At 57.1% G+C, this 14,133-nt stretch carries 11 protein-coding genes; 6 read left to right on the forward strand and 5 right to left on the reverse strand.

The features are described 5' to 3' along the window. The first annotated feature begins 223 nt into the window (after window positions 1-223). The gene (locus CGZ80_RS02855) at window positions 224-1,588 is read left to right on the forward strand and encodes a prepilin peptidase (RefSeq protein WP_143543712.1); all 1,365 of its coding nucleotides are present in this window, start codon (window positions 224-226) and stop codon (window positions 1,586-1,588) included. On the opposite strand, the gene CGZ80_RS02860 is transcribed toward CGZ80_RS02855, so the two are convergent. Further along, window positions 1,505-3,046 carry a GntP family permease gene (locus CGZ80_RS02860; protein ID WP_198953617.1) on the reverse strand — a complete coding sequence of 514 codons (1,542 nt, stop codon included), beginning with the start codon at window positions 3,044-3,046 and terminating at the stop codon, window positions 1,505-1,507. The genes CGZ80_RS02855 and CGZ80_RS02860 overlap by 84 nt on opposite strands. A gap of 253 nt (window positions 3,047-3,299) precedes the next feature. Between CGZ80_RS02860 and metF the strand changes: the two genes are divergently transcribed. After that, entirely contained in the window at window positions 3,300-4,190 is an 891-nt protein-coding gene (gene metF / locus CGZ80_RS02865) for a methylenetetrahydrofolate reductase [NAD(P)H] (RefSeq protein ID WP_094411252.1), read from the forward strand. On the opposite strand, the gene CGZ80_RS02870 is transcribed toward metF, so the two are convergent. Next, complete coding sequence (locus tag CGZ80_RS02870; protein ID WP_094411253.1) at window positions 4,187-4,696, reverse strand: PH domain-containing protein; 510 nt, start codon at window positions 4,694-4,696, stop codon at window positions 4,187-4,189. The genes metF and CGZ80_RS02870 overlap by 4 nt on opposite strands. Before the next feature lie 35 nt (window positions 4,697-4,731). Then, window positions 4,732-5,478, reverse strand: a complete 747-nt coding sequence (locus tag CGZ80_RS02875; protein ID WP_094411254.1) for a VTT domain-containing protein — start codon at window positions 5,476-5,478, stop codon at window positions 4,732-4,734. Window positions 5,479-5,585: 107 nt separating this feature from the next. Between CGZ80_RS02875 and CGZ80_RS02880 the strand changes: the two genes are divergently transcribed. The 4 genes from CGZ80_RS02880 to CGZ80_RS02895 all read left to right on the forward strand — a co-directional run bounded on the left by CGZ80_RS02880 (window position 5,586) and on the right by CGZ80_RS02895 (window position 10,880). Next, window positions 5,586-6,332: a hypothetical protein gene (locus CGZ80_RS02880; protein WP_094411255.1), complete on the forward strand. Its 747-nt coding sequence runs from the start codon at window positions 5,586-5,588 to the stop codon at window positions 6,330-6,332. Then, a complete protein-coding gene (locus CGZ80_RS02885; RefSeq protein WP_094411256.1) occupies window positions 6,307-7,740 on the forward strand; it encodes a hypothetical protein in 1,434 nt (477 codons plus the stop codon). Before CGZ80_RS02880 ends, CGZ80_RS02885 begins: the two co-directional genes overlap by 26 nt. Before the next feature lie 167 nt (window positions 7,741-7,907). Further along, complete coding sequence (locus tag CGZ80_RS02890) at window positions 7,908-8,726, forward strand: phosphoribosylformylglycinamidine synthase subunit PurQ (RefSeq protein ID WP_094411257.1); 819 nt, start codon at window positions 7,908-7,910, stop codon at window positions 8,724-8,726. 792 nt (window positions 8,727-9,518) lie between these two features. Next, the gene (locus tag CGZ80_RS02895) at window positions 9,519-10,880 is read left to right on the forward strand and encodes a Gfo/Idh/MocA family protein (RefSeq protein ID WP_094411258.1); all 1,362 of its coding nucleotides are present in this window, start codon (window positions 9,519-9,521) and stop codon (window positions 10,878-10,880) included. Between the two features lie 85 nt (window positions 10,881-10,965). On the opposite strand, the gene CGZ80_RS02900 is transcribed toward CGZ80_RS02895, so the two are convergent. Together CGZ80_RS02900 and CGZ80_RS02905 are read right to left on the reverse strand one after the other, a co-directional pair. After that, window positions 10,966-11,880, reverse strand: a complete 915-nt coding sequence (locus CGZ80_RS02900; protein ID WP_094411259.1) for a cation diffusion facilitator family transporter — start codon at window positions 11,878-11,880, stop codon at window positions 10,966-10,968. A gap of 169 nt (window positions 11,881-12,049) precedes the next feature. After that, a complete protein-coding gene (locus CGZ80_RS02905) occupies window positions 12,050-14,101 on the reverse strand; it encodes a multiheme c-type cytochrome (protein WP_143543713.1) in 2,052 nt (683 codons plus the stop codon). Between the last annotated feature and the right edge of the window lie 32 nt (window positions 14,102-14,133).

The following is a 14,133-nucleotide window of genomic DNA, read 5'->3' on the forward strand; positions in this document are numbered from 1 at the left end:
GCATCCGGATTGATCGCCTTGTCGTTGGCTTGGGTCAGTCGAATTTCTGGAATCGGATTCATCGGCGTGATCACTGCGGTCCGTGCTTGAATTAAAGTCGTCGCACACCATTCTTCCATGGCGACAACCAAGCTTGAAAAGCTATCGGTTAATATCAGCCGACCAGTAACGATGGTAGTGGGGAACGCGATCCCTGCATCAATTGACAGAACGGACCCAAACTTTGACACGACATCGACTGCGAAATCGACTGCGAAATCAGCTGCGAAAAAGACTACCGCTGCTCATCACACTGCTCGCTATCGGGCTAAGTGCGGTGGCCTATGTCGTGGGCCTCGCATACGTGCAGTCGAAGGTCTACGCGTTCTACGAATTCGAAGACCTCATCCGGCCGCGGTTGGTTGACGTAATCATGGCGTCGTGGTTGGTGTATTTCTGCAGCTCGATTGGCAGTTTCTTAAACGTGGTCGCATGGCGGATGCCGCGTGGCGAAGGCATCGGTGGTCGCTCCCATTGCCCACGATGCAACGCGACGCTTCGCAAGCGTGACAACGTGCCAATCCTGGGGTGGATTTCTTTGCGTGGACGCTGCCGGACATGTTCGCTGCCGATCTCGCGGCGGTACCCGATCGTGGAAGCGGTGGTAGGCGTGACGCTGACGCTGGTGGGGATATCCGAACTGTATTCACTGGCGCTGCCGGCTCAGTTTGTGCATGCCCATTCCGGTCCGATGTGGGCACCAAGCATTGGACCCATTTTGATCACGATCCTTTCCTATCATGCGGTCGTCGTCAGCACCTTGTGGGCGATGGCATTGATCCGTATCGATGGTGTTCGCTTGCCGAACAAACTGCTGGCGTTCGCGGCGATCGCGGTTGCCATTCCGGTGCTCGCCTATCCCATGCTGATGGTTGTCCCTTGGCAGGCGAATCGACCGTTTCACTGGAGCCCAGAGGGGCTGTACTTTGACGCATTGATGCGGGTGATCACGGCGATCGTTGCGGCGGCCTTTGTCGGACGAGTTCTCGCCAAAGGTTTGTGTCCAACAGCGGATCTAAAGCTGGATCCGCTGGGCAAGGGGACGTCGCGACTGGTGGACTTGATCGCGATGTTGGTGGTCGCGGCACTGGCGGTTGGCTGGCAATCGTTTCCGGCTCTGGTCGTTGTCGCCGGAATACTGGCGTTCGTGCTTCGACCGCTTTTGCGGACCATCCCGATCAACGATGGGCCCAAAGGCCAGATCCAAAGCCGCGGGATGATCGAAGCGTTTTCGTTTGCGTTGCCATTTGCATTGACGTTGCATTTGGCATTTTGGCGGGTGCTATGGAGCTTTCCCTACTGGCCCAGCGACCAAAGCGAACGCTGGGTTATTATCGCTTGGTCGATGGCAGTTCTGACACTGCCGCTTTTCTTGCGTGAGCCTCGGCAGGTCGCTTCGGTAGAGTCACCAGAGGAAGTAACTGACGACGAAGATGATCTCGAGTTCGATGACGTCACCGATGCATCAGCCGAAGAACTGCCACAGCATAGCGGCGAACGAAAACCCGACGAAGGAAATGCATGTCGAGATGATCCCCCAGGTTCGTAGCGTCTGCCCTTCGCTCATCTTGAAGTAACGTGAGATCATCCAGAACCCGGAGTCGTTGACGTGTGAAAATCCGGTCGCACCGGCAGCGATCGCGACGGCGATCAACGCAAGCTGTGGCTGTGACATTCCGACCGTGAAGTTGCCCATCAACCCGGCGGCCGTCAACATCGCGACGGTGGCTGAACCCTGAGCAATTCGGATCAAGGTCGCAAACACCCAGGCGAGCAATAGCACCGAGATTCCCGAGTCGGCAAACATGATCTCCATCGCGTCGGTGATGCCGGTCGCTTTCAAGACGCCTTTGAAAACGCCCCCGGCACCGGTGATCAGGATGATGATTCCGGCGGGGCCGAGTGCCTTGGTCGAGATTTCAAGCAACGTGTCGCGATCCACACCGCGTCGTGCGCCGAGAAAGTACAACGCGATGATCGTCGCCAGCAACAATGCGATCACGGGGTGGCCGAGAAACGAGATCAACTGCATCGGAAGCGGGCTGTCAGCGAGTAGCTGCGACAGCTGTGCGTTGCGATCATCGCGGGTCAGGCCCTCGGGCAGCCCAGACGCATACCATTGTTCGACGATGGTGTTCGCCAAGATCATCCCGATCGGCAACCCGATCAACGCCAAGATGAATCCGACCGATGGCAGTTCGATTCGCGAGTCCTCGATAAATTCCTCCTCCGGCAGCGTGATCTCCACGCCTTTGCTGAGCCAAATGCACAGCGGAGGTCCACAGATCAAAGCAGTGGGCAGGCCAACCAGCACGCCGAACAGGATCACCCATCCCAAGTTGACGCCTAGGAAATAGGCGACTGCGACGGGGCCTGGCGTGGGAGGGACGAAGCCGTGTGTGACGGCTAACCCGGCGACCAATGGTAATCCAAAGTGTAAGAATGGTCGCTTGGTATCACGTGCTAGGGCGTATAGCAAAGGAGCCAAGATCACCAACGCGACGTCTAAAAACACCGGCACCGAGATGATGAAACCGGTCAGTAGCATGGCCCACGGGGCATGCTTGGCACCGAATTTTTTCACCAAATAATTGGCCAGCGATTGTGTGCCGCCACTGTGTTCTAGAATTGCGCCAAAGATCGCGCCGACGCCGATGATCGTCGCAATAAACCCTAACGCGCCCCCCATGCTGTTGACGATCGTGTCAGCAACTTGTGTTAGCGGGACCGCATCGGGATTGACGAGACGGCTGGATGCGGCGACCAACACCGAAACAATCAACAGTGCCAGAAACGCGGACAGCTTTAGCCACAGAATCAACACCAACAATAGTGCGATCCCAATCGCCAATAGCGAGATCAGCGGTGCGGGCTGCAACGTGGTGCTCTCTACAGCGCTCTCCACAACGGCTGCCGGATCGGCTTGTGCCAACGCAAGTGCGTCCGAGAGGGTGAATCCGATCAGGTCCGGCAATCCGAATAGGGAAGCATCGATCAAGGTTGGCACCGATGGAGAAGCGTGAGAGAAAAGGCGGGCAAGGGGCAAGCAGGGCCGGCGGATATTCTAGCGAAATTCATCAAACCATTGATTGACGTTCGCAATGGTCGCTAATTTTGCCGTTTCAACTGCGAGGGAAGGCCTGCGAGTCTAGGCAGGCGTTCTGTAACGGTCAAGTTTTGTGCCTGATGGGCGAACGTAGGCTTGCCGATACAATGGTGCCACGAATTATCTTTCCAATTACAAGGACCTCCGGTCGACAATGACTTCCACGACCAAGCTATCCGATCATTTTCGCAGTGGCGGCTGCCCGATTTCGTTCGAACTTTTTCCTCCCAAGACGGAAAAAGGCATGCAGTTGCTGGAACAAAACGTTGAACGTCTGAACCAATTCAAACCCGCGTTTTTCACCTGCACTTACGGCGCCGGCGGTTCGACCCAGTCCAAAACGCTGGATGTCGTCGAACGTGTTGCAAAGATCACAGGCTTGCCAGTCGCAACCCACCTCACCTGTGTCGGCTCGACCGTCGAACAACTCTGTGACTACCTCCGTGAAGCCAAACGCCGCGGGGCCGATTACATCGTCGCACTTCGTGGCGACCCGCCACAAGGCAGCGACGAATTCCAAGCGGTCGAGGGTGGCTTGCGTTATGCCAACGAACTGGTCGAGCTGATCCGCAAAGAATTCGCACAAGAGTTCGGGATCGCAGTTGCCGGCTATCCGGAAACGCACCAAGAAGCTGTCGACGCCAAAACCGATCTCGAAAACTTGAAACGCAAAGTCGACGCCGGCGCTGACATCGTCGTGACACAGTTGTTCTATGACAACGATGACTTCTACCGATTCCGCGACGAATGCGATCGCCTGAAAATCGATGTGCCAATCATCCCCGGCATCCTGCCGGTGACGAACTTCCAGCAAGCCGAACGGATCGCCGGACTTTGCAAAGCCCGCATCCCCGAATCACTGACCAACGCGATGAATGTGGCGGACTGCGATGAAGAGCAGTTCGCGATCGGCGTCGAACATGCTCGCGAGCAAACTATCGACCTGATGAATAACGGCGTCGCCGGCATTCACTACTACGTGCTCAACAAAAGCGAAGCTGCCGAGAAAATGCTCGAAGGACTCTCGCTCGGACAAACGTCTTAAGCGTTGTTCGATTCAGTCTCCAAAGTCGATTCTGCAGTCGATTCAGAGTCGGCTGAGGTGTCGATCCCGGCAGCGGTTGCCAACTCGTCCATGAATCGCTCGCGATCAACGGGTGAGACGAGGTAGAACCGTGATGCGGTCGAGATTTTGACGCGCCGCAGCGACAGCGCCGGCGCGCTCAACCAACTGCCGCTCTTCTCGATCTGCTTGATCTGTGACAGCGGCACACGTGTCATGATTAGCCCACAGCGAATCGACAAGGTATCGCCTGTGATCGTGTAGCGACACGGGATCACCAATAGTCCGGTGATCAACAGCACCCCCGCCCCGGTCAGTAAGCACACCAACGCTTCTTGTTGCTTGCCTTGGTTCAGCGCGACTGCGGTAACAACCACACAGATAGCGGGGCCCAGCATCAATAGCACCGCTAGCCACCAATCGACAGCTGAAGAGTACACGACCCGTCGCGATTGATCCGACGTGACGCCCGGTTGCGATTTATCCATCTGCTGCTGTTACTCTCTCGGTTTGCCAAATCGTTTCAGCGTGGGCTGGCCAACGTGGGCCGATTGCGGATCAAGCGAATCTGTGTCAGCGCGATCCGTGGCAAGATGATGCTGACGACAATCGCCACACACAACGTACCCCACGAACTGTATTGTTGCAGATCACTGGCGGACTGCGAGCGACCGTCGGCGTGTGAGTTTACCGCCGCATTGGACGCATAGACGTAAAGCAATTGTGGGAATGCGGCAAGGAACGCGGCAACGATGTACGGCGTCCGCTTCGCCCCAACCGCCCCCATGGTGTAGCTGATAATCGTGGTGGGGATGGGTGACAAGCGAATCAGCAGATGCAGGTAATACCCGGCGCCGCGTGCCATGTGCGCTAGAATTTCTGGCAAGGCCGCGTCCGCTGCGGGCCCGTTCTCTAACGCCGCAGCAGCATCGTTCTCGGCGTTCCCAATTTGCCTTCGGATGGGCCAACACCAGCGAGCCAAATGGTAATTCACGATCGCGGCCGTTACCGCAGTTAGCACCAGCACCAAGCACGCCGTTGGCAGCGGGAACAGGGCCCCGGCAGTCAAACTGACCAACGTTTTGGGGATCATCATCGCCATGCAAAGCGTGCCGAGCACGATAAAAACAGGCACCGCGAACTCAGGGCGGTGACTCAATCCGAGATCTTGCAAAGAATTCACGACCGATTCGGGCGTCCATCCGGCCAAATACAAAGCCAGCCCACAGCTGATCAATACAAGCGGTAAGACGGCTGTCAGGCGTCGCATTCGTTTCGAATCGAACGTGGTCGAGGAAGGTCTAGGAAAAAGCGAGGCATTGATCGTCTGCTACGACGGCCTTGCAGTCGTTTGTGTGGCTCGGGCATAGTAACAGTATGAACGTGATTGCCAAGCAAGTCGAATCGAACGCCTACCCCCAGCAGGAGGCCCAGCGGAAGGACCGTCGATTCGATTGGCAGACGCCGCAGTGCACCCGCTGGCAACAGGCCAACCTGTTCCGCAACCCCTTTGGTGAACTCGATCGCAACGAGCGGGCTGAGCTAGCCGTCGTGGACTTGGAGGAATTGGTTCGATCGGTCGGTAACCGTCAACCCGATGGCAGCCTTCGGTTCGAAGGACACAAAGCGTTCCAATTGTTGGGGGAGTGCGGCCGAGGGAAGACGTCTCGATTGTTAGCCGTGTTGCGGCACGTGCCGGATGCGGAGTATGTGTACTTGCCAGAGGATCAGCCCTGCCCGGCGATCCCCTGGGGCTGGCCACTAGTGATTGACGAAGCGCAGCGATTGCCACGTCGCATCCGTCGCGAGGTATTTCGCAGTGGCGTGCCGCTGATCTTGGCCACTCACCGCGACCTTACGCCGTCGCTGCGTCGCGCGGGTTACTCGGTGACCAGCGAACGAATCGGCTTGACGCTGACCCCCGAAAAATTGATGACGATTCTGAACCGCCGAATCGTCGCTTCCAAACGAAACGATCACCTTCCGATACCCACCATCACGGCCGCCGACGCGGCTCGTTTGATTCAGCAATTTGGGACGGACGTACGGGCGATCGAAAGCTATTTATATGACGTCGTACAGCAACGAGTAGAGACAGATGCCGAAGTGCGATTTATCGATTGAGCTGGACGAGCCGGAACGGATCTACCGTACAGGCGACAAGGTGCGTGGGACGGTGTCTGTTGAAACGGATGACAGCGTGAAGTGTAAAGGCCTGACCGTCACCTCAGGCTGGCGAACGCATGGTCGTGGTAACGTCGCCAAGGGCACCGCCGAAACGGCAACCGTCTTTGCCGGTTTGTGGGAAGCCGGCCAACGCGAATCCTATCGCTTTGAGCTTGAGGTCGCCGACTGGCCGCCCACATATTACGGCAACTATGTCAATGTCGAACACTTCATCGATGCACGTGTGAAAATTCCTTGGGCGTTCGATCCCAAGGCGTCGCACGAGTTCACCGTTCGTCCCTTGCAAGCACCCGCTGCGGCCTACGACGGGTCGCGAGAGCCGTCCGGTTGTTTTGTGAAAGCGTTCATCGCGTTCGTCGTGATCGGGATGGTGTGGGTATTTGTGGGAGCGCTCGCGGCCTTCATCGCAATCCCTTGGGTCGGAACGGTCATCGCCCTCGTCGCGATTCCGCTAACGCTGTTGATCGCAGCAAAAACAGTCCTGCCAATGCTGATGCTCGGCAAGGTTCACTCCGAACTCGTTGACGACTTTGTCACGCCAGGAGAAAACGCGAAGGTCAAGCTGTCGTTTCAGCCACGTCGCAACGTCAGCATCAATCAAATCAGCGCGACGCTGACCGGAGCCGAAGTCTGTGTCAGTGGCAGCGGCAGCAACCGCACCACGCACCGGCACCAGTTTTTCGAAAGCAAGCACGAGTTGCTTTCGGAAACCACTTTGCAAGCCGGCAACCGTCGCGAGTTTGATCTCGCGATCCCGATCCCCGGCGACGCGCCGTATTCATTTGACTTGTCCGACAATGATTTGAAGTGGACGATCAAGTTGCACATCGACTTGCCGCGTTGGCCCGATTGGAGTCGTGAGCTGAATGTCCATGTGCTTCCTAACGGATCGGTCGCCCCAGACTTGGATCCGAGGTTGGATCCTCTGACAAGTGATCTCGACACCGACGAATCCGCTTTGCACGAGAGCGAGGTTGTTGCCGCAGCGCCGCCGACCGACGGTGAAATCACTTTTGCCGAAACCGCAACGCACCTTTGGCAATCTCGTCACAACGAAAGCCAAGTTGACTTGCTGGTCGAAGCCGTCCTGGGGATGACGTTTGACATGTCCGTGTTCGTCGAACGGCGACTGTTGTATAGCGGTCGAGAAGACCCACACGTGTATCCCAACGGATACGCCGTCTGGGCTCGTCACGACAACCCGCCGTTACCGCTGGTGTTGTATGTCCCACACGAGCTGGCTGACGAATTTGAACAAGCCGGCCGGGACAAGTGGCCCATCCGGGGCACGGTTGTCGGTTGGGATCGCGAGCACGACCGGCTGCAGGTGAAGGTGATCGACTAAGCAGGGCGACCGGTCGGGTCGAAACGGCTGGGGCGAAACGGCTGGCGAACCATGCTCCGCCACTAGCGGGGAGATTTCGCCAGCCCTAGGAAAGGATTCCAACAGCTAATAAACTCGTGCCTCAAGCTCCCGCATTCTTTCCCGATCACCGTAGCCACTGCTGACACATGCCGCGTCCACGAGTTCTCGTTCTTCGTGCCCCAGGCACCAATTGTGATGAAGAAACTGCCTACGCGTTTGAGCGTGCCGGTGCCGAATGCGAGCGGGTCCACGTCAACCGTTTGGCGGAAAACGCCGCACTGAAGGACCGTTATCAGATCCTGTGTGTGCCTGGCGGATTCAGCTATGGCGATGACATCGGCGCAGGCCGCATTCTAGCGACGCGGCTGCAAAACCACCTCGCCGATCTGGTCGACACCTTCGTCCACGGAAAAGGCGATCGCTTGGTTTTGGGAATCTGCAACGGGATGCAAGTTCTGATGCGGCTGGGCGTGCTGACCGAAGACGTCTCTGCCGCCGGCGGCGAAAAGCCCGCCACGTTGACCTGGAACAACCACGGCCGCTTCGAAGACCGCTGGGTCCACCTCGCCACCGACAGCAACGGCGAAGAGAACAGCAAGTGTGTGTTCCTGCGTGGCATCAAGCAAATGTACCTGCCGATGGCACACGCCGAAGGCAAATTCGTCGCCAAGAGTGACGCCGTCCTGGACGAACTGAAACAGGCCGGACGGCTTTGCCTGCGGTATTCCCAAGACGCCGATTCCGGTGTGCAAGACGACCTGATCGATTTCCCGGCCAACCCCAACGGCGCCGATGCCAACGTCGCCGGCGTTTGCGATGCCAGCGGGCGAGTTTTTGGTTTGATGCCGCACCCCGAGCGTCACATCGATCCGACTCAGCACCCGTTCTGGACCCGCCGTACCGAACAACCCGCCGTCGGCGATGGATTGGCAATGTTCCAAAACGCAGTCAGCTGGTTCGAATAAGCCGCAGGCTTGCCAAACCTAGCCAGCTGGCTCCTCCCTTCTTTATTCGCCAGTTGGTTTTCCACAGCACATCCGGGGCGATGGTCGGCATCGCCCTCGTTGGATTGGCTGTCGAGTGTTCTTCGAATCGGCCTCTTGCCGGTCACTCAAGTGGCTCAGTTTCCCGGGCGTTCCCGTGTCAAATAAGTCGGCGCCGCGTCCTGCGTGCCTTTTCCTGGGCCACAGTGCTTTCTGGGGCGTTGTGCATTCTGGGGAACTGTGCGCCAGCTTCTTGGGATCTCCCACGCGGGTCGCGGTTCTTCACTGATCTGGCTTGTGCTTCGCGTCAAATCGTCCTCGCCAAGAGTATTTGCGCACGACGCCGGAGGTTTTTCACATGACGTGTTTAATCTTCGCGAAAGATGTCTGCATCCGTACAGATTCTATCGACAATGCCTTGCCTCCTGCGAACGATGAAGCCTAGCTTGGCTGTTCGACAAACAGAGGCTCAGGCTGATGGAAACGGTTCTCAGAGGCTCTTTGTTAGCGGTTGTCATTGTTCCGTTACATTGAGCAAAAGCAACTTTCGTCCAGATCCGATCAAACCGATCTGCGAGGATGGCGACGCGTGAAACGGCGACAGGATTCCAGTCCTGGTGCCACGCGAATTGATATTTCTGGGGGTACGTGCTTCATCATGCTTAGGTAGACTGTTTCGTGGCGGAGTAATTTCACGCACAGTTGAATTGCTACTGCCTTCCTTCCCAACCAAATCACTCCGATCTCTTTCCAGCCCCACCTCAGAGGTTCTTCATGGCCCGTTTAAATCGCCGTCACTTTTTGCAAACCAGTTCAGCCGTTGCCGCGGCGGGTGTGTTTGCGGGAACCAGCAGCCTGTCGCGTGCTCAGGATTCTCCAAATGAGCGTCCCGTCTTTGCGACCATCGGTCTTCGCAATCAAGGCTGGACGATCACTGACAAGTCGACCAAGTACGCTGACTTCGCCGCGTTCGCCGATGTCGATGCGAACGTGTTGGAAATGGTCAGCGGCCGCCTGAAACAAAAGACCGGCAAAGCGGCTGAAGGTTACAGCGACTATCGCAAAGTCCTTGAACGCAGCGATATCGATGCGGTCATGATCGCGGCTCCCGATCACTGGCACACCAAGATCTCGATCGAAGCGATGCTGGCCGGCAAAGACGTTTACTGTGAAAAGCCCCTGACGCTGACAATCGACGAAGGCAAGCAAATCGAAAAGGTTGTCAAGCAAACCGGCCGTGTGTTCCAAGTCGGAACGATGCAACGGACCGAGAACGACCAGCGGTTCTTGAAAGCCATCGCACTAATTCGTGCCGGACGAATCGGTGAGATTCGCAAGGTGACCTGCGGAATCAACGGCGCATCGGGATCGCCGGTGATCCCTGCCATCGACGTGCCCAAAGGCCTCGACTGGGACATGTGGCTTGGCCCAGCACCGAAAGCGTCGTACCGTGCACTTCCCGAAATGCGTCAAGGCTACGGCGGCGGCGTGCCGCTTTACACGAACTGCCACTATGCATGGCGTAACTGGTACGAGTATTCCGGTGGCCAAATGAACGACTGGGGTGCACACCACGTCGACATTGCGTTCTGGGCACTGGGCGCTGGCGACAGCGGGCCGAACAAGATCACACCGGTCAGCTACTCGCTGCCTGTCGAATACAAAGATGGCTACCCAGCCGTCGACGATCAATACAACTCGCCAACGAAATTCGAGATCCATGCCAACATGCCAGGCGACATTCCGCTGGTAATCACCAGCGAGGGTGACAACGGCATTTTGTTCGAAGGCACCAAAGGCCGCTTCTTCGTCAACCGCGGACGCTTGTCGGGCAAACCGGTTGAAGACATGGAAAGCAACCCGCTGCCAGAAGGCGCTGTCGAAGAAGTTTACGGTGGCCCGGTCAGTGAAAACCACACCGCGAACTTCATCGAAGGCATGCGTTCACGCAAGCAACCGATTTCTGACGTTTGGTCGCACAACCGAATGTTGGAAACCTGCCACTTGGCAAACATCTCGATCCGCCTTGGCCGCGAACTGAACTGGGATCCGGCGAAACGCGAGATCATCGGTGATGAACAAGCAAACGCGTTCCTGTCGCGTGAAAGCCGCAAAGGCTACGAAATCGAGATGTAGTCGCGACGCTCCTGCGAGCAAACGGCATTCATCGTTCCAATCGAAGGCTTCGGAGTCACGTCAGCGACTGACTACGGGGCCTTTTTTATTGCTTGGTCGCCAAGGCACCGCGTCCCGGAATTTTGTGGTCCGCATTTGCCGGTTCGATATGAATTTGCAGGTCACGCAGTTGTGAGATTTCACTGAGCAGATGATCTTTCACTTGGTGCGCGATCTCATGGCCTTCGTCGACTGTGATGGCGCCGTCAACGATCACATGGAGGTCAGCGAGGTAGTACATCCCTGTCTTTCGCACAAAGCATTTTTCGGTGTCGATCACGCGCGGTACGTCTTTGCAGTGCTGCCGAATCTCGTCCACCATTTCGTCGTACAGGTGCTCGTCCATGATCTCGCCCAAAGCGGGCCGAAAGATCAGGTAGCTGTTGTAGACGATGAAGCCAGACGCGAATAACGCCGCCCAGTCGTCGGCGGTTTCATACCCTGGCCCCATGAAGAGCGCGATCGAGATTCCGACGAATGCGGCGACCGAAGTGATCGCGTCACTGCGGTGGTGCCATGCGTCAGCCTGGAGTGCGGTGCTGCCTGTCTCGCGACTCTTTTGAATCACGATGCGATAGGAGAGTTCTTTCCAGGCGATGATCGCGCCAAGCACGATTAGTGTCCAGGATTCTGGCAGTTCGTGTGGTGTTCTAATATTGCGCAGGCTTTCCCACGCGATGATCGATGCAGACGTGATCAAAAAGCCGACGACGACAAACGTGATCAACGGTTCGATGCGTCCATGTCCGTAGGGATGGTTCTCATCCGCAGGCTGGCGGGCGTACGTGATCCCAAACAGCACCAAGCATGATGCCAGGATATCGGCGGTGCTTTCGATCGCATCGGCGACCAACGCAAACGAATTACCCAGTACACCGGCAGTGCCTTTGACCAAGGCGAGGCAAACGTTCGCAATGATGCTGAACCAAGTCGCTCGAATCGCCTGCTCTTCTGCCGTCATCAAATTGTCACGAAGGGGAGAGACAAGACGTGTATCGATGCAGGACGCTTAGCAGCCGATTGAATTTCTAGTGTCGTCTTTTGTTTCGCGAACGTAGCGTTTGTTTTCGCTGTATCTGCGGAGCAATCGCGCGACGTCGGGAGAGTCCGATCTGAAATTCGACTAGCTGTTAGTTGTTGTGTTCGATTTCGGGCCAATAGATATCTTCGAAGGCACCGTCGTCATGGAAGTCCGGGCTATTGTCTAAATCGTGGCATTCCATGCAATGCTCGCGAGCCTTTTCGAGCGGCAGTTGCACTTCCTGTCGAAGCTTCGCACGCAACGATTCGATGCCTGGCGTGGTCGCGGCTTCCTTTTCCGCCGCGACGTGAGCCGACCCGGGGCCATGGCAATTCTCACAGCCATTGCCGGTCAGGTGAGCCGTGCTAGTCAGGTCCATGTAGCCGCTTTTGTAGGGATAGTAGCCTTGCGGATTCCAGCCGGTGACATGGCAGCTGATGCATTCCGGGTCGAAGTGACGAGGGATGTCGCCCCGTTCCTTCGGTGGTTTGACCAAGTGTGCGGTCGCTTGTGCGTGCGCGGAGTTTTCCCAGATATCGAACGCGTTCTGGTGGCACTCCGCACAAGCTTGGCTGCCGACAAAGGTGTGACCCGATCGGTGTGGTGTCGGTGAAATTCCAAGCCCGGAAAAGCCGAGTTGTTCGAGTTGCTTTTGGTAGTCCGCCATCAGCTTTCGCATTTGGGGAGCATCCTTGAACTCGTGGGACAGTGGCACACGCGCGTATTTGAATGGCTGGTTCTGATACAGGCCAACCAAGCCCGCGTACATGCCTTTGTTTCCAGTGACGATCAGTTTTGTCTTGGTGCCGTCAATTGCTTGGGGCTGATACAAAGGTTCGCCGTATCCGCCCGTGACGACAATCAGGTCGTACCCTTGGGCGTCGACCATCAGTTTCTTGGCGGCTTCTTCTTCGCCATAAAATGTCAGCACACGGAATTCCGCCCCGTCGTCGTTCATCGATTTCAAGGCGGCCTCGGCGGCCTCTTTGGTCGGCGCGACTGTGATTTCGGAGCCGGTCGCGGCCTCGAGTGCTTCGGGATCCAGGATCGACGTCACGCCGATGCGCCATTCGCCGCGGCGGAGCACTTTGTAAGTCGGCAGCAAGCCTTCCTCGAATAGTGTGACGTTGCCCGAGACAAACATTGGGTCGTCATCGTAGGCCATTGCGATCAGGTCACCGGCACCGATTCGCAAATCGGCGGGGCCGTACCCAATGGCTTGGTATTTCATTTCCTTCAGGGCTGTCGCCGAGCGTTCGAACTTGATTGCCGCCTGTGGGCCGATGCGTCGGATTTGGTTCCCGGCATCAATCGGAATCAAGTCCCAGCCTTTCTGGCGAAGCTGTTCCATAAAGGTGTATCGGCGTGCGACACCGCCTTTTTGGTTTTCCAGTCCTGTACAGCCGCAGGGCTCGATGTAGCCATGCTGATTGCCAGTGAAGAACAGCAAGGCATCAGGCGTTGGCCAGTTGTTGTAGTCCTCGGGGCCGCCGCCAGCGACCATGCCAGCTTCGGTGGTCGGGTCGATCAATTCTGGTGCGACCGACAAATCTTGGACAGGTGAACTCATCGCCGCCGGCGAGTTTTTCTTTGGAGTCGGCTTGGCCACGTCGGCGGCAATGCGAGCCATCGGATGGTCGCTTTCTGCGCGAGAGCCTGCCGGTGTCGGGACAAGTTCCGCTTTGACTTCAGGCTGGGCATTGGGGGTGGGGACGACTTCGACGCCTTGTTGGCTTGTCGTCGTTCCTGTCGGCGAGCCACCGTTGATTGGGGCTTGTACGAGCGTTACCGCCGGCGCGAAGGCGGGGGCGGCGGGGAGCGATGTTTGATTGAGAGGCTGCGATGCAACCGAGCTGCCGGAGTCGATTTGTGGTGCGGTCGCTTCGGGTGTAAACGTCGCGTACCGCGTCGCACCGTCCTCGTCTTTTAGTTCTGCCAATTCATCGCGAATCCACGACGATCGAAGGTCCAGCGGTGCTTGATCGTCGAGGTGCTTGAACGCCTGGCTGGCCTCTCGTTCGATAGGCAACGCTTTGGCTTGCGGGTTTGATTCAGCACCGGGTTGGCAGCCGATGGAGGTGCCAAGCCCAACAACGGCGAGCGCCAGCAAGTGACGCTTTGATCGGAACGCGATGGAAAACGAATGCATGGGCTGTTTCACGGGTTACGATCCAGATTCGATGCGTCGCGGGG

Origin of the sequence: Rhodopirellula sp. MGV, assembly GCF_002251265.1 — a bacterium.
Lineage (GTDB): Bacteria > Planctomycetota > Planctomycetia > Pirellulales > Pirellulaceae > Stieleria > Stieleria baltica_A.